Origin of the sequence: Paraglaciecola sp. T6c, from assembly GCF_000014225.1 — a bacterium.
Lineage (GTDB): Bacteria > Pseudomonadota > Gammaproteobacteria > Enterobacterales > Alteromonadaceae > Paraglaciecola > Paraglaciecola atlantica_A.
Genome location: NC_008228.1, coordinates 1,560,597 through 1,587,263, shown reverse-complemented (window position 1 = coordinate 1,587,263; position 26,667 = coordinate 1,560,597). Strand labels below are relative to the sequence as shown.

At 44.4% G+C, this 26,667-nt stretch carries 24 protein-coding genes; 11 read left to right on the top strand and 13 right to left on the bottom strand.

Annotation, left to right across the window (positions count from 1 at the left end):
• The first annotated feature begins 43 nt into the window (after nucleotides 1-43).
• Nucleotides 44-1,909, top strand: a complete 1,866-nt coding sequence (gene dxs, locus PATL_RS06715; RefSeq protein ID WP_011574167.1) for a 1-deoxy-D-xylulose-5-phosphate synthase — start codon at nucleotides 44-46, stop codon at nucleotides 1,907-1,909.
• A gap of 84 nt (nucleotides 1,910-1,993) precedes the next feature.
• Here dxs and PATL_RS06710 read toward each other — a convergent pair whose 3' ends face one another.
• The 9 genes from PATL_RS06710 to nrdR form a co-directional block, all read right to left on the bottom strand.
• Nucleotides 1,994-2,437, bottom strand: coding sequence for a YaiI/YqxD family protein (locus tag PATL_RS06710; RefSeq protein ID WP_011574166.1), 444 nt, complete (start codon nucleotides 2,435-2,437; stop codon nucleotides 1,994-1,996).
• Nucleotides 2,438-2,539: 102 nt separating this feature from the next.
• Nucleotides 2,540-3,028: a phosphatidylglycerophosphatase A family protein gene (locus PATL_RS06705; RefSeq protein WP_011574165.1), complete on the bottom strand. Its 489-nt coding sequence runs from the start codon at nucleotides 3,026-3,028 to the stop codon at nucleotides 2,540-2,542.
• Nucleotides 3,028-4,038, bottom strand: coding sequence for a thiamine-phosphate kinase (gene thiL / locus PATL_RS06700; protein ID WP_011574164.1), 1,011 nt, complete (start codon nucleotides 4,036-4,038; stop codon nucleotides 3,028-3,030). Before thiL ends, PATL_RS06705 begins: the two co-directional genes overlap by 1 nt.
• A 72-nt stretch (nucleotides 4,039-4,110) precedes the next feature.
• Complete coding sequence (gene nusB / locus PATL_RS06695; RefSeq protein WP_011574163.1) at nucleotides 4,111-4,533, bottom strand: transcription antitermination factor NusB; 423 nt, start codon at nucleotides 4,531-4,533, stop codon at nucleotides 4,111-4,113.
• On the bottom strand, nucleotides 4,534-5,010 hold the full coding sequence (gene ribE, locus PATL_RS06690; RefSeq protein ID WP_006992174.1) for a 6,7-dimethyl-8-ribityllumazine synthase: 477 nt from the start codon (nucleotides 5,008-5,010) through the stop codon (nucleotides 4,534-4,536). It lies immediately after the preceding gene.
• A 249-nt stretch (nucleotides 5,011-5,259) separates the two neighbouring features.
• The gene (ribBA, locus tag PATL_RS06685; protein ID WP_011574162.1) at nucleotides 5,260-6,357 is read right to left on the bottom strand and encodes a bifunctional 3,4-dihydroxy-2-butanone-4-phosphate synthase/GTP cyclohydrolase II; all 1,098 of its coding nucleotides are present in this window, start codon (nucleotides 6,355-6,357) and stop codon (nucleotides 5,260-5,262) included.
• Nucleotides 6,358-6,452: 95 nt separating this feature from the next.
• Entirely contained in the window at nucleotides 6,453-7,118 is a 666-nt protein-coding gene (locus PATL_RS06680; protein WP_011574161.1) for a riboflavin synthase, read from the bottom strand.
• 143 nt (nucleotides 7,119-7,261) lie between these two features.
• On the bottom strand, nucleotides 7,262-8,380 hold the full coding sequence (gene ribD, locus PATL_RS06675) for a bifunctional diaminohydroxyphosphoribosylaminopyrimidine deaminase/5-amino-6-(5-phosphoribosylamino)uracil reductase RibD (protein WP_011574160.1): 1,119 nt from the start codon (nucleotides 8,378-8,380) through the stop codon (nucleotides 7,262-7,264).
• A gap of 58 nt (nucleotides 8,381-8,438) precedes the next feature.
• Nucleotides 8,439-8,888: a transcriptional regulator NrdR gene (gene nrdR / locus PATL_RS06670; protein WP_006992170.1), complete on the bottom strand. Its 450-nt coding sequence runs from the start codon at nucleotides 8,886-8,888 to the stop codon at nucleotides 8,439-8,441.
• A 184-nt stretch (nucleotides 8,889-9,072) separates the two neighbouring features.
• Between nrdR and PATL_RS06665 the strand changes: the two genes are divergently transcribed.
• From PATL_RS06665 to PATL_RS22200, 9 genes are all read left to right on the top strand, one after another.
• Nucleotides 9,073-9,669: a FlgO family outer membrane protein gene (locus tag PATL_RS06665; protein WP_011574159.1), complete on the top strand. Its 597-nt coding sequence runs from the start codon at nucleotides 9,073-9,075 to the stop codon at nucleotides 9,667-9,669.
• A gap of 9 nt (nucleotides 9,670-9,678) precedes the next feature.
• A complete protein-coding gene (locus PATL_RS06660; protein ID WP_011574158.1) occupies nucleotides 9,679-10,455 on the top strand; it encodes a FlgO family outer membrane protein in 777 nt (258 codons plus the stop codon).
• A gap of 932 nt (nucleotides 10,456-11,387) precedes the next feature.
• On the top strand, nucleotides 11,388-12,095 hold the full coding sequence (locus PATL_RS06655; RefSeq protein WP_011574157.1) for a hypothetical protein: 708 nt from the start codon (nucleotides 11,388-11,390) through the stop codon (nucleotides 12,093-12,095).
• 10 nt (nucleotides 12,096-12,105) lie between these two features.
• Complete coding sequence (locus PATL_RS06650) at nucleotides 12,106-12,747, top strand: hypothetical protein (protein ID WP_011574156.1); 642 nt, start codon at nucleotides 12,106-12,108, stop codon at nucleotides 12,745-12,747.
• A gap of 86 nt (nucleotides 12,748-12,833) precedes the next feature.
• Complete coding sequence (locus PATL_RS06645; RefSeq protein ID WP_011574155.1) at nucleotides 12,834-13,598, top strand: hypothetical protein; 765 nt, start codon at nucleotides 12,834-12,836, stop codon at nucleotides 13,596-13,598.
• Nucleotides 13,598-14,356 (top strand): hypothetical protein, encoded by a 759-nt coding sequence (locus tag PATL_RS06640; protein WP_011574154.1) that lies wholly within the window; start codon nucleotides 13,598-13,600, stop codon nucleotides 14,354-14,356. Before PATL_RS06645 ends, PATL_RS06640 begins: the two co-directional genes overlap by 1 nt.
• A gap of 13 nt (nucleotides 14,357-14,369) precedes the next feature.
• A complete protein-coding gene (locus PATL_RS06635) occupies nucleotides 14,370-17,660 on the top strand; it encodes an SPOR domain-containing protein (RefSeq protein WP_011574153.1) in 3,291 nt (1,096 codons plus the stop codon).
• Between the two features lie 96 nt (nucleotides 17,661-17,756).
• Nucleotides 17,757-18,173 (top strand): hypothetical protein, encoded by a 417-nt coding sequence (locus PATL_RS06630; protein ID WP_232283296.1) that lies wholly within the window; start codon nucleotides 17,757-17,759, stop codon nucleotides 18,171-18,173.
• Nucleotides 18,170-19,468: a hypothetical protein gene (locus PATL_RS22200; RefSeq protein ID WP_011574151.1), complete on the top strand. Its 1,299-nt coding sequence runs from the start codon at nucleotides 18,170-18,172 to the stop codon at nucleotides 19,466-19,468. Before PATL_RS06630 ends, PATL_RS22200 begins: the two co-directional genes overlap by 4 nt.
• A gap of 182 nt (nucleotides 19,469-19,650) precedes the next feature.
• Here the strand turns inward: PATL_RS22200 and PATL_RS06620 are convergent, their stop codons facing one another.
• The 4 genes from PATL_RS06620 to PATL_RS06605 all read right to left on the bottom strand — a co-directional run bounded on the left by PATL_RS06620 (nucleotide 19,651) and on the right by PATL_RS06605 (nucleotide 24,574).
• Nucleotides 19,651-20,292 carry a FlgO family outer membrane protein gene (locus PATL_RS06620; protein WP_011574150.1) on the bottom strand — a complete coding sequence of 214 codons (642 nt, stop codon included), beginning with the start codon at nucleotides 20,290-20,292 and terminating at the stop codon, nucleotides 19,651-19,653.
• A gap of 378 nt (nucleotides 20,293-20,670) precedes the next feature.
• On the bottom strand, nucleotides 20,671-21,927 hold the full coding sequence (gene glyA / locus PATL_RS06615; protein ID WP_011574149.1) for a serine hydroxymethyltransferase: 1,257 nt from the start codon (nucleotides 21,925-21,927) through the stop codon (nucleotides 20,671-20,673).
• Nucleotides 21,928-22,196: 269 nt separating this feature from the next.
• On the bottom strand, nucleotides 22,197-23,246 hold the full coding sequence (locus PATL_RS06610; RefSeq protein WP_011574148.1) for a Gfo/Idh/MocA family protein: 1,050 nt from the start codon (nucleotides 23,244-23,246) through the stop codon (nucleotides 22,197-22,199).
• 23 nt (nucleotides 23,247-23,269) lie between these two features.
• A complete protein-coding gene (locus tag PATL_RS06605) occupies nucleotides 23,270-24,574 on the bottom strand; it encodes a M20/M25/M40 family metallo-hydrolase (protein WP_011574147.1) in 1,305 nt (434 codons plus the stop codon).
• A 273-nt stretch (nucleotides 24,575-24,847) separates the two neighbouring features.
• Between PATL_RS06605 and ettA the strand changes: the two genes are divergently transcribed.
• Complete coding sequence (gene ettA, locus PATL_RS06600; protein WP_011574146.1) at nucleotides 24,848-26,515, top strand: energy-dependent translational throttle protein EttA; 1,668 nt, start codon at nucleotides 24,848-24,850, stop codon at nucleotides 26,513-26,515.
• The last annotated feature ends 152 nt before the right edge of the window (nucleotides 26,516-26,667 follow it).

The window sequence follows — 26,667 nt, the reverse complement described above, 5'->3', positions numbered from 1 at the left end:
ACGAACGATACATCATCAAATAATAATAGTAGAAACGTACCTCATGACCCTGGATTTAGCCCACTACCCGCTTCTGGCTTTAGCGGACACGCCCGAGCAATTGCGCGAGCTTCCTCAAGACAAACTAAAGCAAGTCGCCAAAGAATTACGTCAATATTTGTTAACCAGCGTAAGCCAAAGTAGTGGTCATTTTGCCTCTGGGTTGGGCACAGTCGAATTAACCGTCGCCCTGCATTATGTTTACAACACCCCGTTCGACCGCCTTATCTGGGATGTGGGCCATCAAGCTTATCCCCATAAGATTTTGACAGGCCGTCGTGATCGTATGCCTACCATTCGCCAAAAGAACGGTTTGCACCCTTTCCCTTGGCCGAATGAAAGTGAGTACGATACCTTTGCCGTAGGTCACTCATCTACCTCCATCAGCGCTGCAGTAGGTATGGCCGTTGCTGCAGAAAAAGAAGCATTGGGTAGAAAGGTCGTTGCCGTTATCGGTGATGGCGCAATGACCGCAGGTATGGCATTTGAAGCGCTAAATCATGGCGGTGACATCGATAAAGACATGCTGGTTATTTTAAATGATAACGAGATGTCAATTTCAGAGAATGTGGGGGCATTAAACAGTCACCTAGCCCGTTTACTTACAGGTAACTTCTTTAACTCTATTCGTGACGGCGGCAAGAAACTCCTCAGCAGCGTTCCGCCTATTAAAGAGTTCGCCAGCCGAGCCGAAGAACATATCAAAGGCATGGTAGTACCAGGCACCATCTTCGAAGAATTAGGGTTTAATTACATTGGGCCGATTGATGGTCACGATGTAAACGGTGTGGTCGACACATTGAAAAACATGCGCAACATCAAAGGGGCGCAAATTCTTCACGTGGTCACCAAAAAAGGTAAAGGCTATGAGCTAGCCGAGAAAGACCCGATTAAATTTCATGCCGTGCCTAAATTCAACCCATCTGCTGATGGTTTGCCTAAGGCTGCGCCGAGCGATCCAACGTTTTCAAACATTTTTGGCCGTTGGTTGTGTGACATGGCACAACAAGATCCTAATTTAATGGCTGTTACCCCTGCCATGCGCGAAGGCTCAGGTATGGTCGAGTTTTCACAAAAATTCCCAGCACAATATTTTGACGTCGCCATTGCCGAGCAACACGCAGTGACATTCGCTGCGGGCCTTGCCAAAGAAGGCCAAAATGCCGTAGTGGCTATTTACTCAACGTTTTTGCAGCGCGCCTACGATCAGCTGATCCACGATGTGGCTTTGCAAAACTTACCCGTGTTGTTCGCTATTGACCGCGCAGGTTTAGTCGGTGCTGACGGGCCAACGCACCAAGGCGCATTCGATATCCCATTTTTACGCTGTATTCCGAACATGGTTATCATGACACCTGCGGATGAAAATGAATGTCGCCAAATGCTATACACAGGGCACAAGCTGAACAAACCGGCTGCAGTCAGATACCCAAGAGGTTCAGGCACAGGTGTTAAGCCCGATAACACCATGCAAGCATTGGAAATCGGTAAAAGCAGAACCATACGCCAAGGCGAAAAAGTCGCTATATTGAATTTTGGCGTGTTACTGCCTTATGCAGAAAAAGCCGCTGAAGTACTCAATGCCACTGTGATTGATATGCGCTTCGTCAAGCCCTTGGATACTGAAGCGGTGGCCAATGTGGCCAAAAATCATGAACTGCTTATTACCCTTGAAGATGGCGCTACCACAGGTGGTGCTGGCGGCGCGGTGGCTGAATACCTACTGAGTACAGTACACACCAGTCGCTTACTGCAAATCGGTTTGCCTGATGAGTTTATAATGCAGGGCACCCAAACTGAGATGTATGCTGAAATTGGAATGGATGACGCGGGTATAATCGCTAAAGCACACACTTTCTTGGCCCAGTAAAAGCCCTCTATTCCCAATCTATTAAGCCGCTTTATTGCTACTCAGTAAAGCTAAAAGCGGCCTTGGTATTAGCCACCCACAAACCTATCGCTGAGCCAGTAACCTATCTAGATTATTGGCAAACGCTTGTTTCTCTTTGTTGCCATAAGCGCCAGGACCACCTGTTTGAACGCCGCTGCTACGCATGGTGTCCATGAAGTCACGAATATTCAATATGCTACCGATACTTTCTTTGGTGTAAAGCTCACCACGTGGGTTGAGCGCATGAGCGCCCTTAGCAATGACCTCGGCGGCAAGCGGTATGTCGGCGGTGATCACCAAGTCGTTCGCTACGCATTGCTCAACAATATAATCATCAGCCATGTCAAAGCCACTTTGTACCTGAATACTGGTAATGTTTTTATCAGGCGGTACAGGAATGTGTTGGTTTGCCACCAAGGTCATTTCAACCTGAGTGCGCTGCGCCGCTTTAAACAAGATTTGTTTTACAAGAACGGGACACGCGTCCGCATCAACCCAGATTTTCATGGAGTACCTTTTCGATTAACAAACAACAAAGAATCAACAAAACAGAATAAAAAACAAAGAGTATGAAGCGTTAGCGCGCATAACTGTATCGTTTAGAAGCGGCTACAGCCAGCCAAAATACAGCGTGATGTGCATCAGAATGAGGGCGAAAAAACCTGCTAAAATATCGTCAATCATAATGCCGAACCCACCATGTACCCGCGCATCTAAATAACTGATCGGCCAAGGCTTCAAGATATCAAAAATACGAAACAGAACAAAACCGAGCAGCAATGTTTGCCAACTCAGCGGTACGGCAATCATAGTGATAAGTAAACCTGCAATTTCATCCCATACTATGGATGAATCATCATGCACCATCATGTCTTTGGCTGTTTTACCGCATAACCAAATACCGATGACTGAGGCTATCAAAGTCACCAGCAAATAGCCTGTTAGCGCAGTGCTATAAGCAAGCAAACACACCAATGGAACAGCCGCAACCGTACCGAATGTGCCAGGCGCTTTTGGCGCTAAACCGCTGCCAAACCCCAAGGCTAAGAAGTGAATGGGGTTGGCTAGTGAAACGCGCTTACGAATATGTCTATCCATTATGCTCGCTTCGCGTGGTTAGGTTGTTCTTTCGTTAATTCAGCTGAATTGAAATGCTCAAACCCCGTTTGGCTGTATGCATAGCTTTCATCATTGAGTTTCAAATCAATTTTGCCAACCGCACCGTTAATTTGGCCGATGCAGGTTGCTGGCACATTGCTGCAAGCCAATACACGCTCTACATTGTTTTTTTGCTCTTCACTCACAGTAAACAGAAGCTCGTAATCATCACCAGAACTCAAAGCGTAATGAAATGCGGCATCTCGATCTGCGGACTCGAGCATCGCTTTGGACAACGGCAGTTTATCGAGTTGCAAGCACGCCCCACATTGGGATGCCTTTAATATATGCTTAATGTCCGCTAATAAACCATCAGAGATGTCGATACAGGCACTCGCCACACGGCGTAAACTGGTGCCTGCAAATACTCTTGGTGTTGGGTAATGTAAACGTTTCAGCAAGTACTCACTGTGCTCGGTACTTTTAACCTCAGCACGATTAAGCAGAATATCGAGCCCTAAGCCAGCATCCCCTAATGAGCCCGTCACATAAACGAAATCCCCCGGTTTAGCACCAGAGCGCTTCAAAGCTTGATCAGCGGCAACAAACCCTTGCGCGGTAATGGTGATCGCCAGTGGACCTTGCACCGTATCGCCGCCAATAAGCTGAACAGAGTAATACTCAGTAAGTTCTCTAAAGCCTTCAGAGAACGCTTTAAGCCACTGCTCATCCACGTTAGGTAAAGATAAAGATAGACTCAACCAAGCTGGCTCAGCGCCCATGGCTGCCAAATCACTCAAATTTACCGCAATAGCTTTTTGGGCGATGGCTTTAGGGTCGGCGTCAGGCAAAAAATGCACACCACTCACTAAGGTATCAGTCGTGGTGGCAAGGGCTTGACCGGCAGGAATTTGGGTAATAGCGCAATCATCGCCTATGCCTAACAGTACATCCTTGCGCTGAAAGCTTACATCGCGAAAATAGGTATCGATCAAAGAAAATTCTTTCACATTTTTATTTTAATAACTCTAAGATTAAAGGGAATACATGGCCTGTGTAACTCCCTAAAATATAACGATCTTTTATGACAACTCGTGTTTACGAAGGGTTTTTATGGCTTTATCAAGCACCCCATTCACAAACTTGTGGCTCTCTTCAGCACCAAACGACTTAGCAAGCTCAATGGCCTCATTAATGACCACTTTATAAGGGACATCAATACGCTCAACAAGTTCGTAAGTAGCCAGTCGTAAAATAGCGTTTTCAACAGGATCAAGCTCTTCCGGTAAACGCCCCAAATAAGGTTTGATTTTCGCATCCAGCTCGGCCGTTCTGCGCACAACGGCGCGCAACAACTCTAGAAAGTACTCGGTGTCGACATCTTGCATGTTATTGCTCGTGACGATACTCAGTTCTATCTGGTCAAGTGGATTTTTTGACATCTGCCAAGAGTAAACGGCTTGAACCGCTAATTCTCTAGCTTTACGACGGGCTGCTGGTTTCACCTACTCTGCCCCTTCGATATTGGCCATAACGTTAACCATTTCAAGTGCACCTAATGCTGCTTCAGCGCCTTTGTTACCTGCTTTAGTACCAGAGCGCTCAATAGCCTGCTCGATACTGTCAGTGGTGATAACGCCAAAAGAAACCGGAATACCGAATTCAAGTGACACCTGAGCTAAACCTTTGTTGCATTCACCAGCAACAAATTCGAAGTGTGGTGTACCGCCACGGATAACAGCGCCTAGAGCGATGATCCCATCAAAGGTTCCTTTTTCCGCTAGCTTTTTAGCCGCGATAGGCAACTCGTATGCACCAGGCACGCGAACCAAAGTGATATCTTGGCTGTTTACTTCACCGTGACGCTCAAGTGTATCTAATGCGCCTTCAACCAAACTCTCAACAACGAAACTGTTGAAACGTGACACAACCAACGCAAATTTTTTGCCTGTTGCGCGAATATTACCTTCAATGATATTCATGCCTAATAAGCCTTATCTGTAAAAAATGGCGCGTATGATAGCACAGCACCATATGATCCCAAACAGCTTAATGCGCTGTTTATAAAATAGTCATTATCGATGGCAAAGTATTTTGCTGCTCAAGGCGAAATCAAACATCGAGGAGGCGTTTAAGCGGATAGCATTCATCAACCAATGTATAATGTGTAAAAACTAAAAAACGCCTGACAAGCAGGCGCTTTTTTAGCGTTTGTAATTAACTATATTTAGCTAATCTACGTATTCAACCACTTCTAAGCCGTAACCAGATAGGGCATGATATTTTTTAGGTCGACTTAGCAAGCGCATTTTTTTCACGCCTAAGCTGGCAAGTATTTGACTACCGACACCCACAGTGCGAGACGTGCCGCTCCATGCTGCGCCAACAGGCTTTTCACCATTATCTTCGGCTTCAAACTGTTTTACTTGCGTCAGCAAATCTTCATCTTTACCCAGTAATACTAGAACACCACCTTCGGCAGCGATGCGTTTTAGTGCTTGGGGTAAATTCATGCTGCGCTCAATTGCTCGCTCTGAACCCAGCAAATCACTCAAGGTATTGTGCAAATGTACACGCACCAACGTTGGCTCATCAGGACTAATTTCGCCTTTACTCAACGCGAAATGTACTTGGTTATCAATCGAGTCTTTAAAAGTAACCAAATCGAACTCACCGTACTCAGTCGGCAATTTGCATTTTGCCACTTGCTCGATGGTGGTTTCATTTAAGTTACGATATTCAATCAAATCAGCGATTGTGCCAATTTTCAGGTCATGCTTTTTAGCAAACTCTTGTAACTCAGGGCCACGGGCCATGGTGCCGTCTTCGTTGAGTATTTCAACGATAACTGAGGCAGGCTCCAAGCCAGCTAAACGCGGTAAATCAACACCCGCTTCGGTATGCCCAGCGCGATTTAGCACCCCACCTTCTTTGGCAATAAGAGGGAATATATGCCCGGGTTGCACAATATCGTTGGCCGTGGCATCCGTAGCAACCGCCGCTAAAATAGTGCGCGCACGATCCGCAGCAGAAATACCCGTGGTGACCCCTTCACGAGCTTCGATTGATACCGTAAAGTTAGTCGAGAACTGTGCACCGTTGTTATCCACCATCAAAGGCAAATTCAAGCGTTTACAACGCTCCGCTGTCATGGGCAAGCAAACCAACCCCCGAGCGTGAGTCACCATAAAGTTAATGTCTTTTGGGGTGACGCACTCAGCGGCCATAATTAAATCGCCTTCGTTTTCACGGTCTTCGTCATCCATCAAGATAACCATTTTGCCAAGACGAATGTCTTCGATAATTTCTGCTGTTGTGTTCATTGCCATAATATTGTGATTCTTTTTGGTTGTGTCTTAAATGAGCAGCTATCTGCAAATGTCATTGTGTGCAATAAGCCCACGACTGTTGTTCAGCATGTGTCCTAACGTAAAAAGCCATTTTCAGCTAAAAATACCATGCTGATATCTGATTTTTGTTGGCCTGTTTCAGCGGCTTTGTCGCCGAGCATTAATCGCTCTAGGTAACGGGCAACCACGTCCACTTCTAAATTAATTTTAGTGCCCTTCTTGTAGCCACCAATAATCGTTTCTTCCAGGCTGTGGGGAATAAGAGTAATCAAGAATTTGGCACCCTCTACAGCATTCACCGTCAAGCTGACACCGTCTACAGTAATCGAGCCTTTTTCCGCTAAGTAACGGGCTAAATCTTTTGGTGCTTGCACCCAGATTTCTACGTAACGCCCAACAGGGTTGACGGAAACGACTTCGCCCACACCATCAACATGCCCGCTGACGATGTGCCCACCAAAGCGGGATGTCGGTAACATGGCCTTTTCTAAGTTCACCTTACTACCCGCTTTATAATCGGCAAAACCGCTGCGCTTGATGGTCTCGTGCGACACGTCAGCACTAAAGCCGCTCGAGTTCATGTCTACCACGGTTAAACACACACCGTTATTGGCGATACTGTCGCCAAGGGCCACATCCGACATATCCAGTTTATTTACCCGTATGCGCAAGCGAATGTCATCGCCCGTTGGGGTTAAGGATTCGATGTGCCCCACATCTTCAATTATTCCGGTAAACATAATGTCTTTTCACTCATATTAACTGTGTAATCTGTTTGAACATCGCGCTGATTTGAAACGAACAGGCTAGGTTAAACGAACACCCTATATTAAACACGCCCGTTATTTCCGTTATGTACGGGTCACTTGGCGTGGGTAGTAAATTATGTAAAGCGCGCCGTCAGCTTTAAATCTGGGCCGACTTGGCGTACATCCTGCCATTGTAATTCAAAAGCTTGCTGCATTTGGGTTAATTCGTCCACAGCAAATAAATCTCGGCCTTTATCTCCTAATAGTTTGGGCGCTTGGTACAAAATCAATTCATCTATCAGTTTATTCTGTAATAACGCCCCTGCAAGCTTCGCCCCTGCCTCTACCCATATATGGTTAAACCCGCGCTGGCCAAGGTGTTTCATTACATCTTGCAGGTCAAGTTGCGCACCGTTTGATTGGGCTTGATATTGCTCAACATGATCTGGAAATTCAGCTGTATTTGGCTGGCTATTGATAATCACAATGGGAGACGATAAAGCAAATAAATGCAGATCAGGGCGCATCTGGTTGCGCCCATCGAGCAAAACTCGCACAGGTTGGCGTAAATTCACTTCTGCTAACGCATTTCTTGCAAAACCCAATTCGCTGTAACGCACATTCAATGAAGGGTTATCCGCCAGGACCGTGCCCGAGCCAGACAATATCGCGCAACTCTGCGCTCGGTGGCGTTGCACATCTTCACGGGCTAAGGGCCCGGTTATCCACTGGCTTTCACCATTATTTAACGCGGTTTTGCCGTCCAAGCTTGATGCCAGCTTAACAGTAACCCAAGGCTTGCCTGTTTGCATGCGTTTGATAAAGCCGCGATTAAGCGCTTTGGCTTCACTTTCAAGTAAACCACTGCTTACCTGAACACCCGCGTCACTGAGCTTTTGTAAACCACTGCCGGCTACGAGTGGGTTTGGGTCAACCATAGCGGCAACAACGCGTTTCACCCCTGCGTCTAATAATGCTTCGGAGCATGGGCCGGTACGCCCGTGATGATTGCACGGCTCTAATGTGACGTAAGCGGTCGCGCCTTTGGTGCGCTCACCCGCTTGGGCAATGGCATGAATTTCTGCATGGGGGGTCCCGGCTTTTTGATGCCAGCCTTGGCCGACAATATTGCCTTGGGCATCAGTAATAACACAGCCCACATTGGGATTCGGCGAAGTTGTGTATTGGCCTTTTTCAGCCAAGCGGATGGCCAAAGCCATCATTTTTGCGTCAAGCGCAGAGAATTGCGTCACTCTACAACCTTATCAATTTAACTCTAGGGCACAGGAAAAACGTAAATCATTCGGCATGTTAGTCACCCAAACGTGCGATTTCTTCGCCAAATTCGCGAATATCTTCGAACGAGCGATACACAGAAGCAAAGCGTACATAGGCCACTTTATCCAGCTCTTTGAGAGCGTCCATAATTAGATTGCCCAAGTATTCACTAGTGATCTCACGCTCGCCTGTGGCACGCATAGCCGATTTAAGACGACTGATACACTGCTCCACTTGCTCGGTACTCACGGGGCGTTTTTCAAGGGCACGCTGTAAACCTGCCCGCAACTTATCTTCGTTAAACGGCTCACGAGAGCCATCACGTTTAACCACGCGAGGCATCACCAATTCAGCCATTTCAAAGGTAGTGAAACGCTCTTTACACATAGTACATTCACGACGGCGGCGCACTTGGTGCCCGTCAGCCACTAAGCGAGAGTCAATCACCTTGGTTTCTTGGATAGAACAGAAGGGACAAAACATAAAATATTCTTCAACCAAGTAATAGTAAGGTCATAGTATGCCGACCCAATAAATAAAAAGCCAGATTTGCGCGCTTACCACGGCCTTAATTCACTAAAATCTGCTGCCAAAAGGTTATATGGCACAAAAATCGCTTTGTTCTAATGCAAAGCCATTTATGGTGTCAAATTCAAGGCGATAACCGGTGAAAAAGATTAGTGTATGTATCATAGGGGCAGCGGTATCATTTCTATCAGCTTGCTCTGTATTAAGCTCTGACGACGCTGACATCGAGCAAACAAAGGTAACCGGCCCACAGTACAGCACCCATCATTATGTTGCCGTATTGGCTAAGCAATTATTTTTTACTGCTAAACCTATTTACATGGAAAAGAGCGTTGCTGTCGGCACGTTTTTGCCAACAGAAAGTATTGATGGCAAGAACATGCCCTCAACCAATGAGTTAGGCCAGCAAATTCAAGAAAGCCTAGTAACCTTGGCAACCCAGGCGGGGTTAAACGTAATCGAATTTAAAACGGCTTCTGCCATTAAAATTCAGCACAATCAAGACCTGATGCTCTCTCGGCAAATTGACGAGATAAACGCCCAAGTACAAACCGATTACTACCTTACCGGCACCTACTCATTACAGCAAAAGAACATCGCCATTAACGCACGGCTTATTGAAGCCAGCTCACAAAAAGTGATTGCTGCCGCCACAGAAGTATTCCCCAGTAACGTGATGTGGGAACAAGAAAAAATCATGCTGAAAAATAACGGTTTATACCGTAACGCCTACTAGGAGCACCAGATGAAACCTCTACTATTAGCAACTTTATGCACGGGTCTTCTGGGTGGTTGCTCCTCTATGTCCTCAATCATGCCCTTTTCAGATGATGACGACGCAGGCCGAGACTACGCCAACGCATCTTCAGATGCCCAAGCTGTGCAAGCACAACCTCTTTCGCTTTCTGCCATCGAAACTAGTGCTGAATTTAATCAAGACGTGCAACAAAAACTCATCAGCAATCAGCCAGCAGCCGTGCAACATAAGTTGCTAGAAATGGCAAAAAAGCCCAAGGGATACGACAAAGACATTAATTTTTATGTACGTGGTTTAATGCAAGATTTAGCCGGCAATTTACAATACGTGAACAATACCACTCCTGTGGCCGTCACCAGCTTTGTATTACTAGACAGTGATTACAGCAAAACGAATTTAATCGGCACACAAATGGCCGAGAGCGTCATGCACGAAGTGCACAAATTAGGTATTCCTGTGATTGATTTTAAAACCACAGATTATGTTCGCGTGACGCCCGACGGGGATTTCATCTTTAGTAAGGACTACGAAGAATTAAACGGCGACTCACCTATTCGTTACGTGTTGGGCGGCACCCTAGTCAAATACAATGATGGCTATTTAATTAACGCCAGAATGGTCGGTATTGATTCAAAAGCCGTGGTCGGCTCGGCGCAGAGCTTCATTCCTAACAACGTAGTCAGCGCTATGATGTCGAATGAAAAAAGCATGCAAGACGTCGAAGCGGATAAAGGTATGGCTAAAAAGACCATTGTTCAGGGCTGACAACACTGCTATCAATTTGAATAACGCCAAGGCGCGTCATCAAGGTTAATACACTGCCGAAAATGTGCTTTGTATTTAATCGATTGGATTATTCAGTTGATTCAATATTTAATAATTTAAAACAATACTTTGTGTCGAATAGTCCCTCTAACTTACTTTTTAGATCGTTAAGAGACTTAGGGGTCGCGTCATCATTGGCCAGCGGCTGTTATGAGCATAATGATTCGCATGTTTAAAACAACAGCTCAACGTATGCTAATTAGAGCGCTTACGTTAATCAGATTTGTTCTTCAAAGCCTCTAACAACATAATACTCAGTCGCCTATTTCTATACGCATATCGGGCCTTATCCTCAGTATTCCCAGTTGCTCTAGGGCGAATATCTTTATTGCTCACGCCAAATAAAAGACAGTATCCGAACCCTAAATCAATAAAAATTTAATGTTATGAATAAAAATTCTCCAAATTTCAATAATAAGATTACATTTATGACTAAAGGCATTGTTTTGCCAATTACGAATAAAATCTAATCTGAAAGCGGCAAAATTTAACCTTTAGCTAACATAAGAAAAATATAATGCCGCCAACAATGCCGTACTAACTGACTAATTCAACTCAATAAATATTGATAGGTAATAATGGGTAAAATTGTAGGTCACAAGAGAAAATTGATTTTTATCAATGCCAATCAAACAGCTGTACAAAAAAACAACCTATTAATGAATAAAGAAAAATACTAAAAATCTGACAAATCGGTAACATCGTAAGTGTCTACCAATCGGTTTACACCTTTTATAGAGGTCAACAGCGCAAGTTATTTACAATAAAGACTAAAACTAATCAAAAAAGTGTCGATAACTTATTCGAGAAAGTTAAAAACGTCTTTTTACTTTCCAAGTCATTACTAAATTTTAAGAATCAGGAGGGTTGTTATGCAACCAAATAAAAGATTGAGGAAAACAGTACTAGCAGGCGCTTTTGTATTAAGCGCAGGTAATGCTTTTAATGCTAGTGCTGATCTTTTTCCCGTTACAGCAGGCGCTATCCCAGATGTAACAGCAGGTTTAGTCGCTGGATACACGGAGCTGTCATTCGGTGAAGGTATTATCGGCTCAAAAGTGGGAGAAACCTGTACATTGAGTGGATTTGCAAGCGTTCCTGAGGATGATTTGCAATTTGATATTGGCGCAAATGGCACCGATAATGCGGATGGAACGTACGGAGATTTGACAGGAGAGGCTTGTGTTGACTCAACTGGCGAAGGCTCATTAGTACTCATTGAGATAGAAGGAGCTGCTGGCTCAACCGTAGCTGTGAGCGTCCCCGATGTAACAGGTACTGGTTACACTTATTCAGCAACAGCAAATAGTTGCGTTATTGATTTCGATGGCGGCACTACTGATACACTGGACTCCTGCCAAACATTTTCGTCTGAGACAGTTATTAATGTCGGTGTGTCAGGCACCCAATCGGACGGTGTAAATACTAATGCAGATGAACTTCCGAATGCTGCAAAAGGTTATGCTGCAATGGTCGGTAAAACTCGCATGGTGCTAGCAGGCGCAATTACTGTTGACAGTGAAATTGCCGCAGGCACTACTATTAACGACAATATTATTGTTCAAGTGACGTACGAATAGGAAGCAGAAAATGAAATACGCAAATAAATTTAAGAAAGCCGCGCCTTTACTGTTATTACCTATAATGGGCGTTGCATCGGCAACCGATGTCACTGTCCCCCTTAGCTTTACCACTTTACCAGTGATAGAAATAGAAGAAATTCAGCCGCTAGCATTTGGTGACGTACTGACACTGGCTCAAGCCGCGACTTGCACAATGTCAACAAATGCTGGCACTGCATTGACCCCAGCTCAAGAAGGATCGGATTTAACAAGTGCAGCTATTTTCGGCACCGGCGCCTTACTGGCAAATAGCGCTGGTGAATTGTCGAATGGTTGCGATGGGGATGATGGCCAAGTTGGTATATATAAAATAACCTCCTTCGCAGACGCAGACATTACAGTTTCACTTTCTTCAGGAACTGATTCCGAGATTAACTTCGTTCCGGCTGGCTATGTGACAGACTTAGTTGAAGGAGCGCCAGGTACGCCTGCTAGGACTCCGATTGCTAACGGTGGTGATGTAGATGTAAACGCAAGTGCTGCTACAACGGCATTTGGAGCTGCAGGTACAAACAGAGCAATTATCGGTGGCACTATCACTAACTTTGCTCCCTTAACTGCTGGGGGGCAATATGCTACTGATTTTAACTTAAACGTGGTATATCAATAGCATAAAGTCAATTAAAAACTGGTTTACTTCTTGCTTCTCGTTGCCATAAGACAAAAAAATGGCAACGGTTTTTTTTTGAGGTAAACATGAAGAAGTGGATAGTATTAAGTTGTTTTATTGGTTTAGAGGTGCATGCCGCTTCTTTGGGCACCTACCGTATCTATTTAGACAGTGAGCATCGGCAAGAGAAATTCATTGTTAAAAACAGCAACGCTATTCCAGAAAAATGTGATGTTTCCTTTTCTTACATGGCATACGATGATAAAGCGGGCGTCAAAAAATTAACGGCTAATGAGCAAGCGGTTCTATCTCAACCTGCGATATCACATTTGCGCTTTTCCCCTAAGAAATTCACCATAGAACCAAAATCTTTTCAATACATCGCCTTTACCTATCGCCGTCAAATAAATGACGAACCGGCTGAGCATCGCACATACGCTAATATCCAGTGTGTTCAGTTAGACGAGCGAGCTAAAAAAGGTGTCAACCTCAAACCCACGATTATGCACTCGGTCCCCCTAGTCATCCGCACCGGAAAGCCTCAAGATTTAAACGCGAACCTAAATTTCAGCCACGTAGAGCAACAACAAGACACTATTTATTTTCGACTTAGCCATACAGGTAATCGCTCAGTTTACGGTGATATAAAGCTAGTGAGTGAAGAGGGGAAAGAGCTCAAAGTACTCCAGCGAAATGTAGTGATTTACCCTGAGATGAAATACAAGGATTTCAGTTTCTCGCTAGCAAGTGCGGGCGAAACATTAAGCAAAAAATTGAAAATCGTCTTTCAAGAGACCGGTGTATACAGCGCTAAAAAACAATTTGAATTACCGATAGAAGAGGTATTGTAATGAAAAGAATATCAAGTTGTATTCGCCATTTTACATTATTCTGTTTACTCAATATTGTAGTAATTGATGCTTTTGGGATATCTATTACTGCCCGAAGACTTTATCTGGATCCAAAAAGCGACTCAACCAATATACGAGTGCTTAACATGGACGCTGAAGCTCAGCGCTGCACAGTGCAAGTGAGAGATGTTCTTATTAATGAGAAAGGATTAATCGAATTAGCGGCTAACGGAACGACCACTGAAAACAGTGCCAAGCCATTAATCAGACTCGCCCCCAGACGCTTTGACCTTGGGATGCGAGAGCATCAAATGGTAAAGCTATTATACAGACGTAAACCTGGCATTAAAAATGGTGAATACCAAGGGGTATTAGCTATTAAGTGTATCGCGAAAAAGCGAAGTAATGATGAAGCAGTAAATATTGATGCGGCCTTAGTGCACAATGTGCCGGTTATCGTGCGCACTGGTAGGCTGCCTCTTCAAGCTGAGTTTACCTCCAGCAACATCCAAGGTGACCACCTACAGCTTGAACTAACAATAACGGGTAACCGCTCCCTGACGGGAAACCTTGAAGTGATTGACCGCTCTTCAGGTGACGTTGTTTATAAACGCAAAGACTTGTCGATTTATTCACAACAACCTAAAAAACCATTGGATGTGCCCCTCGGTGAATATCGAGACTCCCCTTTACTCTTAAAGTTCACAGAAAACGCTAATTTCGGTGGCGACCTCGTTATTCAAAAGCAAATTGATTAGTTAAGGACTATACGTGCTTTCTAAATTCCAAAGCATCGCTTGGTTGCTGGTTGTTGTGTCCTGTGCGTTGATCAGACCAGCAATAAGTCAACCGCTGGAAAACCTCGCGACCATCGACTTTGAGCAAGCTGACTTTTATTTGCTTGATGTAACCGATCATAACGCTAGAGTTGTCCCATCGGTGGATGCTTATGTGCATCAAGGGGATTTGTACTTGGCCATCGTCCCCCTATTTGAAGGGTTGCGGCTTAAATATTCGATAATTGGTGATACCTTGTCAGTCACTTATAACGACACCGTCTCTGAATTTGAATTTGAGGGTGTTCAAACTAGCAATGGGCAATGGTTCAATGATGGTAGCTTTTTGTTTGTTAAGGCCTCGGTGTTAGAGCAACTGTTTGCTACCAAAATCACGCTTAACACCAACAGCCTTAAAATGGATTTAGCGGGGCATAAAGCAGACTTTCCTTACAAAACTATTAAAAACCAGCAAAAGCAGCGTAAGCTCAACAACTATGTTATGGGCGAAACAGAGCCAGAAAAAAACAACCCTAGCGGCGCGGTGATAACCGTTAAAGACCAATATAGGTTAGCCACGGTACCAACGGGTTATGCCAGTATTGAATATCAAACCAACAACACTGACAACAGCTATGATGCAACCTTTCAAACTGAATCAGATTTAGCCTACCACTCGGCGAGTATTACTTTGGTGCACGATGATGAAGAAACCAATTCAAGGGTATTACTGTCACGTTACCCGCAATTTACTGGCGACAAAATATTAGGGATTTGGGATCAGTACAGTGTAGGTGATTTATGGCTTAGACAATCTGCGTCTACCAGCGGCACATCTAGAGGTTTAGGCATCAACTTTTCTGCCAATACCACCGACAATTACACTGAGAATATGACCACCAGTTTTGCTAAAACAGCAAGACCAGGATGGGATGCCGATATTTACCATAATGGCGTGTTCTTAGAAACACGTGTAGTGCCTGCAGACGGTTTGATGGAGTTTAATAATCTAGAGGTTTATTACGGCTCCAATGAATTTAAAATAGTGTTATATGGCCCATTTGGGGAACAAGACACACTTTTTGAACGAGTCGATGTAAGAAGCAATAGCTTAGGACGAGGCGACCTGTCATACGGTTTGTCAATCAAAGAGAATGACAGTTCTCTACTCGATGTTGATTTATCAGAATTTGACATTGACGCCATAGGCGGAAATATTAGTGTAGGTTTGCTAAATAACTGGCAACTAGGCTTGGCCGTCGACTTTAACGATATTCACGCCCCAGATGGCGGCAGTGAGTCATATTTGATTACTAACCAAGTCACCCTACCTGGCTGGTTTTTTCAAAATAATTTAGCCATCAACACCAATAGTATCGATCAAACCTCTTCTTTAGCCACGTCATTCTTAAATAATGATTCACTGACCTTGAGATACAATTCAGCTTGGCAGAAAGGGGATGATAATTCACAGCTTGATTTCAGTACTATTGAAGCAAACTACAATATCAACTTCGACTTTATTACTAACAATATTAATTATAGTTATGACGAATACGGTGATTCGAAAAGCGAGAGCTTCCGCTATTTACTGACCTTTTTTCACAAGTACTTAAATATATCTAACGCAATAAATTATAATCGTAGCGATAATTTTAATGATCGCTTTTTTGGCTCACTAAATATCACTACTCGTATCAATAATGATCTGCGCTTTGTAGCTTATATTCCCTATGACATCAATGGCGACAAGGTATTCGACTCAGAATTTATTACTGCCAGTGTTTTATATAATTACCGAACTGAAAATTATAATCACTCTTTTAGCGCGTCTAATAGTTCATTCTTCAAAGACAATTTATGGTCTCTCGGTTACAACCTGGCCTATAACGCCCCAACACATCAGTTCACGCTAAGAACCCAATACGATTCGCAGGATAACTGGACAGTTCGTGCTGGCATCACAGTTAATTTTGGTTACGATTATTTTAATGATGCCATGGTGTTTAGCAGTAAGACTCTACGAGGCGCGGGCTCTGTAGATGCCCATGCCTATTTAGATCGCCGATTAAACGGTATACCTGATGTACTCGATTATGACTTACCAGGTGTTACCTTTACTGGGGGCGCAGACTGGGAAAATGTGACAACCAATGAAGACGGCCGCGCACGTTTGTTTGGTGCAAATAATGGTACTACCGCCCTCAGTGCAAACTGGGAGTCTGGCGGAGCCACCTTAAATAACGACTATCTGATATACAGCCACCCAGGCTCATTGCAGCGTGTAAATTTGCCGTTTTACCTGACCACTGAATTAGAGTTATTTGTACTTCTGACGAGCGGTGATCAAACCACTACCTTGGCGCACGTACCATTGGTTGCCAGCAATATATCAACTGGTGATACTTACGCCTTAGAAAGTGATTTCGATGGTTACGCAAGCTTTACCGATTTGCTGCCGGGGAAATACCAAGTGTATGTGGACAAGGAATATATGTCGGAAAAAGGCCTACAAGCCGAAATAGGTGGCTTCGAATTTAGTAGCCCCCTCAAAGGCGGCTTTGTAGTACTCCCCAACATAGAATTATTCCGCAGTGAAAACGGCTCATTAGGGGAAAATAAATTACTTCAGGTGACATTAGATGAAACTAACTATGAACCGTTAATCAACACTGATAATGACAAATTAATTCACTTGCCGCCCAAAGGTGGTATGAAAGCACCGTATTCATCAGATGAGCTGGATCGAGCAGTTTTTAAAACTATTCGCATGGAAAGGACTGAGCAAGAACGCAAGGCACTTAGATCAAGGTTAACAGCTGCGTCCGAGTCATTCCAACAGCCTGAGCAAGTGCAACAGAAAGTTAACTCACCTGTGCAAGACGTCATTGTAGAGCCCGCGCAGGACGATAGTCGTTCCTTGATAGAAGTGCAGGAAGAGGTGAATGAAGAAACCCCGAGTGTTTTACCGGTTGTTGAAGCCGCTCAGATTAACACACCAAACTCTCAGCGAACGAGCACTCAAGCAATTGATTTATCAGCAGGCTTCGCAGTGCAAATTGCAGCATTTGGCAACCTGGATCGAGCAATCAATAAAGCACAAACCTTTACTCAGCTAGAAGAACTTTACATCGTACGCAAGGTAATGGATGGCGCGTCGTTTTATTGTTTAATCACAGGCGTGTACCCAGACTCAGCTTCTGCAAGAGCATCTTTAAAATCAGTTGATGTTGATGGTTTTATTGTCGATGCAACGAAATTTATTGAACCACTTTGGAGTAAGTAACAAGTGAAAATAGCGACTAGATATCAACTTTTTATATTACTTCTATTATTCGGTCTTGTTTCCAAGCAGGTGTTGGCAGCACCTTATGTTATTACCATGAGCGAATTAGACTTTTCAGATTTTCTCCCCATCACTGGTAACTGTGAGATGGATTTGACTGGTGATGTAACTGATTTACCAGGCTCTCAAATGTGCATTAGCCCAGAATCGGGTACCGTAGCTCACTACAGAATTATTGCTCCCAAAAACACCAACTTTAACATTAGAATTAACTCTAGACCCGCTGAAAATAGTGATGGATTGACCTTCACTCCCGTTGGGAAAATAACGTCAGAAGTAGATGATATCGATATTGTGCCAGGCCAAACACATGTTGCTAACAGTGGTTTGCTAGGCAGAATTGACATTCAGTTTGGCGGACAAGTTATCTTATCGAATGCATTCGCTTTTAGAGCTGACCAGTTTCACGAAATTGAAATGGAGGCCTTGTTAACATGGTCAGAAGTGCCATGAAACATTTAAAGTCTATTACCGCGATTGTTCTCTTCAGCGCAGCGTTAACTGGCTGTCAGTCGAATATCGACAAAATTGGACAAGAGCATGCAAAAGAAGTCATTAAATGGCAAGAGTTAGCCCGATATGCTGGAAACGAATTAAAATACCTAGGGTTAACGGTTACTGCTGGCGTGCAAATCGAACAAACAGTTGATGAAACGACATATTCTATTATTAATGTTCATCTAGACCGAAATACCAATAATACCGAGATTGATTTGTTATCCCCTGAGTTTGCTGAAAAGCTCGCATGTGGTGCTGAATGTCATAGACTGAGCATTTACAACGCGAGTTTTGCCACGCCAGAAACCCAACTGACCCATTTTTTTCTTGAGCAAGAAGGCAGATTTTTTGAGTTCTACGGTCGATTAACCTTGCTGAATGAAACATTGGCCTATTACCGAAAGAGCTCGCCTGATATTTTCAAGCAGTATATAAACTGGATGGTAAGTCAACAGCTCTCGTTTGACTCACTATCAGAGTTTTTTGACTACTTGGACACATACATCACAGAAGATAAACTGCTGGCATTTTCTAAAAATGGATTTATTTCCCCCGTGCAAGATAGGTTGAGCCCTGCATTTTTAGATGACATGATTGCTGCGCTTCCCCAAGAGCAGCAAATTTCCGCTGTAAAAACGCCTGATAGTGACTGGCAACTTGATAAATTGATCCCTCCAACAAGTGAAACTAAATTAGCAGCGGCACTGCCAGTAAAGATTAGTGTAAAGTCGATTGATACTAGCTCGGCAGATACAGAAAAGCGGTTAAAAGAATCGAAGCCTACAACTGTTCACTTGGATACACGTCGCCTTACAAGACCAGACCAAAACTGGAATAGCAGCGACGCCAAAATGCCGTCGGAAGAATGGAATGTTAGTCAATTAACCCCCGAATTGCAGTTCGTATCGAGCTCACGGTCGTCCATTCCTGTAGAAGAAAAGTGGCAACAAGCCAAAATGCGATCACTACAAGTCGGTTCAATCGCGTGTACATTTTCAGATAATAGCTTCGGCGTCGTTAAAGAAATCGAAAATAGCAATGCATTGCTGAAGGTAATCGGACGAACTCAAGATATGGTAGATGGTGTCAAACTTTCTCCAAAGCCGGGGCACCTATTCTCTTCTAATGAATCATTTTACTTTGTGAAAGATTCAGAAACACAGAGCTACCCTATCAGTGACATTGCCACTTGTGACATTCGCCGTCTGAAGCAGGCGCATTGGGTAAACAAAGTTATTGCCGCTAACTAGCTGCCACAGAAGCATTTTAGCTAAGTTAAATGTGCTGAGTTATATGATTAAACCAAAGGGAGAAAGCTAAAAATTGTCATCAGCTCTGATTAATAAGCGCTGAAGAAATTAGGCCTGTTGCAAAAGTAAGAGCACTGAACTTTGTACACGTGCACAAAACATTAAACAGCTAACAGGGCCACCTAATGAAATCCTGACGTGACCATAGAAGGAATTAACTTGCTGTTTGAAGCAACAACGCTATTGGTCTGCAGTGATATCACTCTTACATTAACCATGGTTCCCCGCGGATCTTGAATAAGAGAGCCTGTTAATACGTAGCCGATTTCATGTTTTTGCTCGACTCTTTTAGGGATAGCAAATGCACCACTTGTATTAACTTTAATAAAACCACTGCCCGTGTAGTCACTTACAGGTAAACCTACGTTTTTTAGTTCATTAGTGAAATACTCACTAAGGTGTATTCCTAGTATGCTGCTATCTACCGTTGGATCAAGATTTACAAACGTAGTCACTGCGATAGGGGAAGAAACAGTTTCCTCACCAAGACTATGTTTTAAGTCAATCGTTAGTTTCTCAATATATTCACTCAAAAGCTGAGAGTTTATATTCGATTTAGAGGCAACTTTTAGGTATTGCGTTTCATCATCAAATTCCTTCTCTAAGCTACTTGTAGATAAGTTTGAATAATTAGTAAATTCGCTACAATCCAGCGCCTTTCCGATATCGCTAAAACAAATATTACTGTCTGATACGAAGAATGAACTACATCCGGCAAGCTGCATTGAGGCAAGAATCGCTATATGCGAAGATCTAAATTTCATAAAATTATCCCAGTGAGTCAATCGTCATTCTTCTTTAGTTCTTAATAAAAGCAAAATACAGACCATTAGTAACGTTTAATTAATAAAGATTAAAATGAATATTCAGTTCCAGCGAAATGCCGTTTGTTTATTCCTTTGAAACCAATGATATATTCGCTAAACGCAGCGAATATACATAGAGTGCGTAGGTCATTGAATGCTTGGCTTAGAAGGTTTCACTCTAAAAATCACGTCTTAAGGGCTTATTTATGCACTTCAGTCAAATAATTGACATGCAACTCAATCAGTTGTCTAGGGAATTACAAAGCTTTTATACAAAAAAACGCACCTAAAAAGGTGCGTTTTTGGCTTGTTTACTCGTTAGAAACGAACTAAAACCTACGCGTATACCGGGAACTTACCGCAAAGGGTTAGTACTTCACCTTTTACGCGTTCGATCACCGCTTCGTCTTCGATGTTGTCGATAACGTCACAAATCCACGTAGCCACTTGCTTCGCTTGTTCTTCTTTAAAACCACGGCGGGTAATGGCAGGTGAGCCAATACGCAAACCACTGGTCACAAACGGAGAGCGTGGGTCGTTAGGGACTGAGTTTTTGTTCACTGTGATGTTAGCGCGCCCTAGCGCTGCGTCAGCATCTTTACCTGTGATATCTTTGCTGATCAAATCAAGCAAGAACAGGTGGTTATCGGTGCCGCCAGATACGATGTCGTACCCGCGCTCTTGCATCACGCTGACCATGGCTTTCGCGTTAAGCAATACTTGCTGTTGGTATGCTTTAAAATCTGGCTGTAATGCTTCTTTAAACGCAACGGCTTTCGCTGCAATCACGTGACACAAAGGACCACCTTGATTACCAGGGAATACTGAGCTGTTTAGTTTTTTGTAAATCGCTTCATCGCCACAAGCTGATAAAATCAAACCGCCACGTGGCCCAGCTAAGGTTTTATGCGTAGTGGTGGTCACCACATGCGCATGAGGTAATGGGTTAGGGTATAAACCAGCGGCCACTAAACCTGCAACGTGAGCCATATCCACTAATAAGTAAGCACCTACTTTGTCCGCGATTTCACGGAAACGCTGCCAATCAACAATACCTGAGTACGCTGAGAAACCACCGATGATCATTTTTGGCTTATGCTCAACCGCGAGCGCTTCAACTACGTCGTAATCGATTTTGCCAGTTTGCTCATCGATACCGTACTGCACTGCGTTATACGTTTTGCCCGAGAAGCTAACATGTGCGCCGTGGGTTAAGTGACCACCGTGTGCCAAGCTCATCCCTAGCACGGTATCACCAGCGTCAAGTAACGCCATAAATACCGCTGAGTTAGCTTGTGAGCCAGAGTGAGGCTGCACGTTAGCGTAGTCAGAGCCGAATAATTGGTTAGCACGCTCAATGGCTAAATCTTCTGCGATATCAACGTATTCACAACCGCCGTAGTAACGCTTGTGCGGGTAACCTTCAGCGTATTTATTGGTTAGTTGCGAGCCTTGGGCTTCAAGTACGCGCGGGCTACAGTAGTTTTCAGAGGCGATCAGTTCAATGTGATCTTCTTGGCGCTGGGTTTCTTGCGCGATAGCTTGACTCAACTCAGGATCAAAATCGGCAATATTCATGTCACGTGATAACATCAGTTCTCCTCGGGGCCGCTACAATTGCGCGATAAAAGTCGCTTAACTGCGTGCGCTTTGGCCTGTCAAAAATACATAATTTCAACAGACACTTAACGCCGTAGCTGCATTTTTCATCAAACGCTATGTTGGCTGGCAATTTAAGTGCTAACTAAAAAGAGCGCACATTCTAGTCATTTTGCACTTTTTGTACATAGCTTTTATGCAATGTTCTATAACCTAAAAGTGTAAAGAAGGATCACCACGGCTTAGGTGGTGAGCCAGTCGTGCTACATACGCTCTGCGTCAGGGCTGAATTTCAGGCCAATTTGGCGGCGAATTTCATCCATGGTTTGCATAACCGCTAGGCTATCGCCGTGGGGCATAAAATCACTGCATACTTGATTTTTCTCAATCATGTTCATGGCTTCTTCAATTTGATACTCAAAACCATTTACCCGATGGGCAAACTCAATCACCTCGTCTTGCACGTCTTCTTGCTGCAAAGTCGCTTTATTGCCGTTCCAAAACATATACGGCAATACAATACGGCCTTTACTGCCCATTAACGTCATTGAATTACTCGCCTGTGCAGCGATCGTGCAAGTAAACTGAGCGCAGCGCCCAGACGGATAGCGCATATTCACGATCGTGTTTTCATCTACTTGCAGGTTACCAAAATGGCTCATGGCGTTAATTTCACTGGGGTGCTCTTGCATCAAACATTGGCTCAAAGTAATGCTGTAAACGCCTAAATCGAGTAATGCGCCACCACCCAAGGCAGGGTTATGTAATCTGTGCCCTTCTCTGTCACCAAAAGAAAAACCAATGTCAGAGCAAATATATTGCAGCTCGCCAATTCGCCCCTCATCAAGCCATAATTTTACTTGCTCGAAGCATGGCATAAAGCGGCTCCACAGCCCTTCTTGCAGTAATAACTGCTTTTCTTGTGCTAGTGCTATTAGCGCCTCGGTTTGCGCCGCGTTAATAGTCAGTGGCTTTTCCATCAATACATGTTTGCCAGCTTCTAAGCACATTTTCGCTTGCTCATAGTGAAGGCTTTGCGGCGTAGCGATATACACCACGTCGACCTCAGGATCAGCCAGCATCTGTTGATAGCTGCCGTAGGGTTTCGGAGGGGTGCCGTCAGCTTGATGAAAAGTGCCGTCAGCTTTATTAGGAACGCCGTCAGCGCTGTATTTGTCAGCAAAGGCCTGTGCTTTATTAATATCGCGACTGGCCACAGCGTAAAGAATGCCTTTTTGTGACGGCATCAACGCTTCTGCAAACCTATCTGCAATCGAGCCTGGGCCCATAATGGCCCAATTAAATTTTTTCATGTTTCTTCCTAAATAATCTGCGACTAAGGATTGGATAAGCGATACATCAACACCGCGGTTTTCTCGATATTCTGTTTAAAGGTACGCATATCTGCCACTTCATCTTTGGTATGACCGCCCTCGCCCATCAGGCCTAACCCATCGATGGCCATTTTCACGTGCCCTGCGGTAAACGAGATATCTGCCGCCCCGGCATTTCGCGGGTTAACCGCTGTTACCGGACCATAGCCTAAATCAACGCTGACTTGACTGTACTGAGCCAGCAGTGATTTATTGCCTTTGGTTTCTTTCATGGGCGGGTAGCCCTCATCAAAGGTGAAAGTGGCATCGGTTTGCGCTAAGTGTTGCTCCACTACCTGGCTCATAATTGCTTTGGCTTGTTCTATCTGCTCTTGAGATGCCGCCCGCAGGCCGCCTTTTACCGAGGCATCTTTGGCGACAACGTTTGTTTTGCCAAAGGCGACCACTTCATCGCCGCCCTTACTCGTTGTTACCCGCGTACCACCTGCAATCACACCAGGGTTAAAGCTAAGCAAAGGCAAATCGGTCAGTTGTAAACGGAATTCTTGTAAAATACGCGCCATTTCAAATATCGCCCCATCACCCACTTTGTCGGTGAATATTTGTGACGAGTGGGCAGCGTTGCCAGATGTGGTCACTTGCCACGTAGATGCACCGCGCCGTGCAGTAACCGCTGTACGAATATCGCCATCGGCATCTTCAAAACCAAGGGCGACGTCAGCCCAAATAGCCGCATCGATTAAGGCTTTTTTAGATTGACTCAACGGGCGACCGCTGGACTCTTCATCACCGGTAAGCACCACTTTAATATTTAAGCGGTCAAGCATGCCTTTGGCTTTTAGGGCTTTAATGGCGGTCAGCATGATCACATTGCCGCCTTTCATATCTGAAATGCCCGGCCCGGCAATATGTTGCTCGTCTATTTCTTTGGCTTGCTGGAAGTCATCGTCTTTAGCAAACACCGTATCCAAATGGCCGATTAACAAAAGCTTTTGGCCGCTTGGATGAGTCGGAGATTCATAGGTAGCAACAAGATGCCCTGCCCGGTTAAATTCACTGCCATCGACCCACTGGGTGTCAAAGCCTAGGGCGTCATACTCTTTGCGCATGATGTCACCGACTTCTTTCACGCCAGCAAAATTCATGGTGCCACTGTTAATATTGACCGTTTTTAACAGTAACGCTTTGGCGCTCGCTAACTCTTGGCTTGTTTGCTCTACCAAGGCATTTTCAACCAGGCGGCTGGCCAATGCTGGCTGACAAAATAACCCAGCGCACATAAGTAAAACAGATGATTTTTTTAACATAGCACTCTCTTTTTAATCCCTAAGACGATGCAAATACTACGCGAGTGATGCAAGGGATGCACACCGAAATTTGTCAAGGAATGTGTGCTCATTCAGCGCGTTTAAATCAATCAGTAAAAGATAGAAATATAGTTAAATATCAATTAGATAAAAAACAAACTCTGTTTAGCTGCGAGCACAAAGTAAACAATTACAAAAATAGTCTCAGCTAGCGCTTTCATCGCTCATGTGCAGTGTTTACAATAGGCAAAATTTTATGGAGTTGTTTTCATCATGGCGCAATACGTATATAGCATGAATCGTGTGGGCAAAATCGTGCCCCCGAACAAGTTTATTCTTAAAGATATTTCACTGAGTTTCTTCCACGGCGCCAAAATCGGCGTTCTCGGTTTGAACGGCTCAGGTAAATCTACCCTGCTTCGGATCATGGCCGGAATCGATAAAGACATCGAAGGGGAAGCCATTCCTCAAGCGGGCTTAAAAATTGGTTACTTACCACAAGAGCCACAGCTAGACGAAAGCAAAGACGTGCGCGGCAATATCGAAGAAGCCGTCGCCGATGTAGCTCATGCCCTCAAGCGCATTGAAGAAGTGTACGCTGCCTACGCAGAAGAAGACGCCGACTTTGACGCACTGGCTAAAGAGCAAGGTGAGCTTGAAGCCATTATTCAAAGTAAAGACGGTCACAATCTTGAAAATGCTCTTGAGCGCGCCGCCGATGCCTTGCGTTTGCCGCCTTGGGATGCAGATGTGAGTAAATTATCTGGTGGTGAGCGCCGCCGCGTTGCTCTATGTCGCTTATTACTTGAAAAGCCCGACATGCTGTTACTGGATGAGCCTACCAACCACTTGGATGCAGAATCAGTAGCCTGGTTAGAGCGCTTCTTACACGACTATGAAGGCACAGTGGTCGCTATTACCCACGACCGTTATTTCTTAGATAACGTCGCCGGTTGGATTTTAGAGCTTGACCGTGGCCAAGGTATTCCTTGGGAAGGCAATTATTCTTCTTGGTTGGAGCAAAAGGACGCGCGTTTACAACAAGAAGAAAAAACCGAAAGTGCGCGTCAAAAATCGATTAAAACTGAATTGGAATGGGTACGTTCAAACGCCAAAGGTCGTCAGTCTAAAAGCAAGGCGCGTATGGCCCGCTTTGAAGAGCTCAACACCGGCGATTACCAAAAACGTAACGAAACCAATGAATTGTTTATCCCACCGGGCGATCGCTTAGGCGAGCAAGTCATTGAAGTAAACAATTTACGTAAAAGCTACGGTGATCGTTTGCTTATTGATGATTTAACCTTCGCCATGCCCAAAGGTGCCATTGTCGGTATTGTCGGGCCAAACGGCGCGGGTAAATCGACCCTATTTCGCATGCTAAGCGGCGAAGAAAATGCCGATTCAGGGGAAGTCATTGTCGGTAAAACAGTAAAACTGGCCAGTGTTGATCAGTTTCGCGATCACATGGATGGCAATAACACGGTTTACAAAGAAATTTCTGATGATTCTGACATTATTCGTATCGGCAACTTCGAGCTAAACAGCCGCGCCTATTGCAGCCGTTTTAACTTTAAAGGCAACGACCAACAGAAGTTTGTCAAAGACTTATCAGGTGGTGAGCGTAATCGTGTGCACTTGGCCAAGTTATTAAAAGCCGGCGGCAACGTGTTGTTACTGGATGAGCCAACCAATGACTTGGACGTTGAAACGTTACGCGCCCTTGAAAACGCGCTGCTTGAGTTCCCTGGTTGTGCCATGGTTATCTCGCACGATCGCTGGTTCTTGGATCGCATCGCCACCCACATCATGGATTACCGTGACGAAGGCAAAATCAACTTCTTCGCGGGTAACTACACTGAGTACGCCACTTGGCTCAAAGAAACCCAAGGTAAAGATGTGGTTGAGCCTCATCGCTTGAAATACAAAAAAATCAGTAAATAACAGGTTTTGCCGGTGTTTTAAGCGCACCGTTACCGCAATAAAACAACACGCCGCTGATGGGAAACCTAAGCGGCGTTTTTATTTACCAACAATGCTTGAATTAGTGGAAAAACAGTGCAAAATCGGCCAAATATTAAGACAGGGATCCCCCC

Excerpts from the sequence above, each read along its gene's own strand:
- PATL_RS06650 (WP_011574156.1), top strand. The coding sequence starts at position 12,106 with ATGAAATACGCAAATAAATTTAAGAAAGCCGCGCCTTTACTGTTATTA.
- PATL_RS06660 (WP_011574158.1), top strand. The coding sequence starts at position 9,679 with ATGAAACCTCTACTATTAGCAACTTTATGCACGGGTCTTCTGGGTGGT.
- ettA (WP_011574146.1), top strand. The coding sequence starts at position 24,848 with ATGGCGCAATACGTATATAGCATGAATCGTGTGGGCAAAATCGTGCCC.
- PATL_RS06680 (WP_011574161.1), bottom strand. The coding sequence starts at position 7,118 with ATGTTTACCGGAATAATTGAAGATGTGGGGCACATCGAATCCTTAACC.
- PATL_RS06610 (WP_011574148.1), bottom strand. The coding sequence starts at position 23,246 with ATGAAAAAATTTAATTGGGCCATTATGGGCCCAGGCTCGATTGCAGAT.
- PATL_RS06630 (WP_232283296.1), top strand. The coding sequence starts at position 17,757 with ATGAGCGAATTAGACTTTTCAGATTTTCTCCCCATCACTGGTAACTGT.
- nrdR (WP_006992170.1), bottom strand. The coding sequence starts at position 8,888 with ATGTTTTGTCCCTTCTGTTCTATCCAAGAAACCAAGGTGATTGACTCT.
- PATL_RS06605 (WP_011574147.1), bottom strand. The coding sequence starts at position 24,574 with ATGTTAAAAAAATCATCTGTTTTACTTATGTGCGCTGGGTTATTTTGT.
- PATL_RS06640 (WP_011574154.1), top strand. The coding sequence starts at position 13,598 with ATGAAAAGAATATCAAGTTGTATTCGCCATTTTACATTATTCTGTTTA.
- PATL_RS06705 (WP_011574165.1), bottom strand. The coding sequence starts at position 3,028 with ATGGATAGACATATTCGTAAGCGCGTTTCACTAGCCAACCCCATTCAC.
- ribBA (WP_011574162.1), bottom strand. The coding sequence starts at position 6,357 with ATGGCAATGAACACAACAGCAGAAATTATCGAAGACATTCGTCTTGGC.
- PATL_RS06655 (WP_011574157.1), top strand. The coding sequence starts at position 11,388 with ATGCAACCAAATAAAAGATTGAGGAAAACAGTACTAGCAGGCGCTTTT.
- ribE (WP_006992174.1), bottom strand. The coding sequence starts at position 5,010 with ATGAATATCATTGAAGGTAATATTCGCGCAACAGGCAAAAAATTTGCG.
- PATL_RS22200 (WP_011574151.1), top strand. The coding sequence starts at position 18,170 with ATGAAACATTTAAAGTCTATTACCGCGATTGTTCTCTTCAGCGCAGCG.
- PATL_RS06710 (WP_011574166.1), bottom strand. The coding sequence starts at position 2,437 with ATGAAAATCTGGGTTGATGCGGACGCGTGTCCCGTTCTTGTAAAACAA.
- PATL_RS06645 (WP_011574155.1), top strand. The coding sequence starts at position 12,834 with ATGAAGAAGTGGATAGTATTAAGTTGTTTTATTGGTTTAGAGGTGCAT.
- PATL_RS06620 (WP_011574150.1), bottom strand. The coding sequence starts at position 20,292 with ATGAAATTTAGATCTTCGCATATAGCGATTCTTGCCTCAATGCAGCTT.
- glyA (WP_011574149.1), bottom strand. The coding sequence starts at position 21,927 with ATGTTATCACGTGACATGAATATTGCCGATTTTGATCCTGAGTTGAGT.
- dxs (WP_011574167.1), top strand. The coding sequence starts at position 44 with ATGACCCTGGATTTAGCCCACTACCCGCTTCTGGCTTTAGCGGACACG.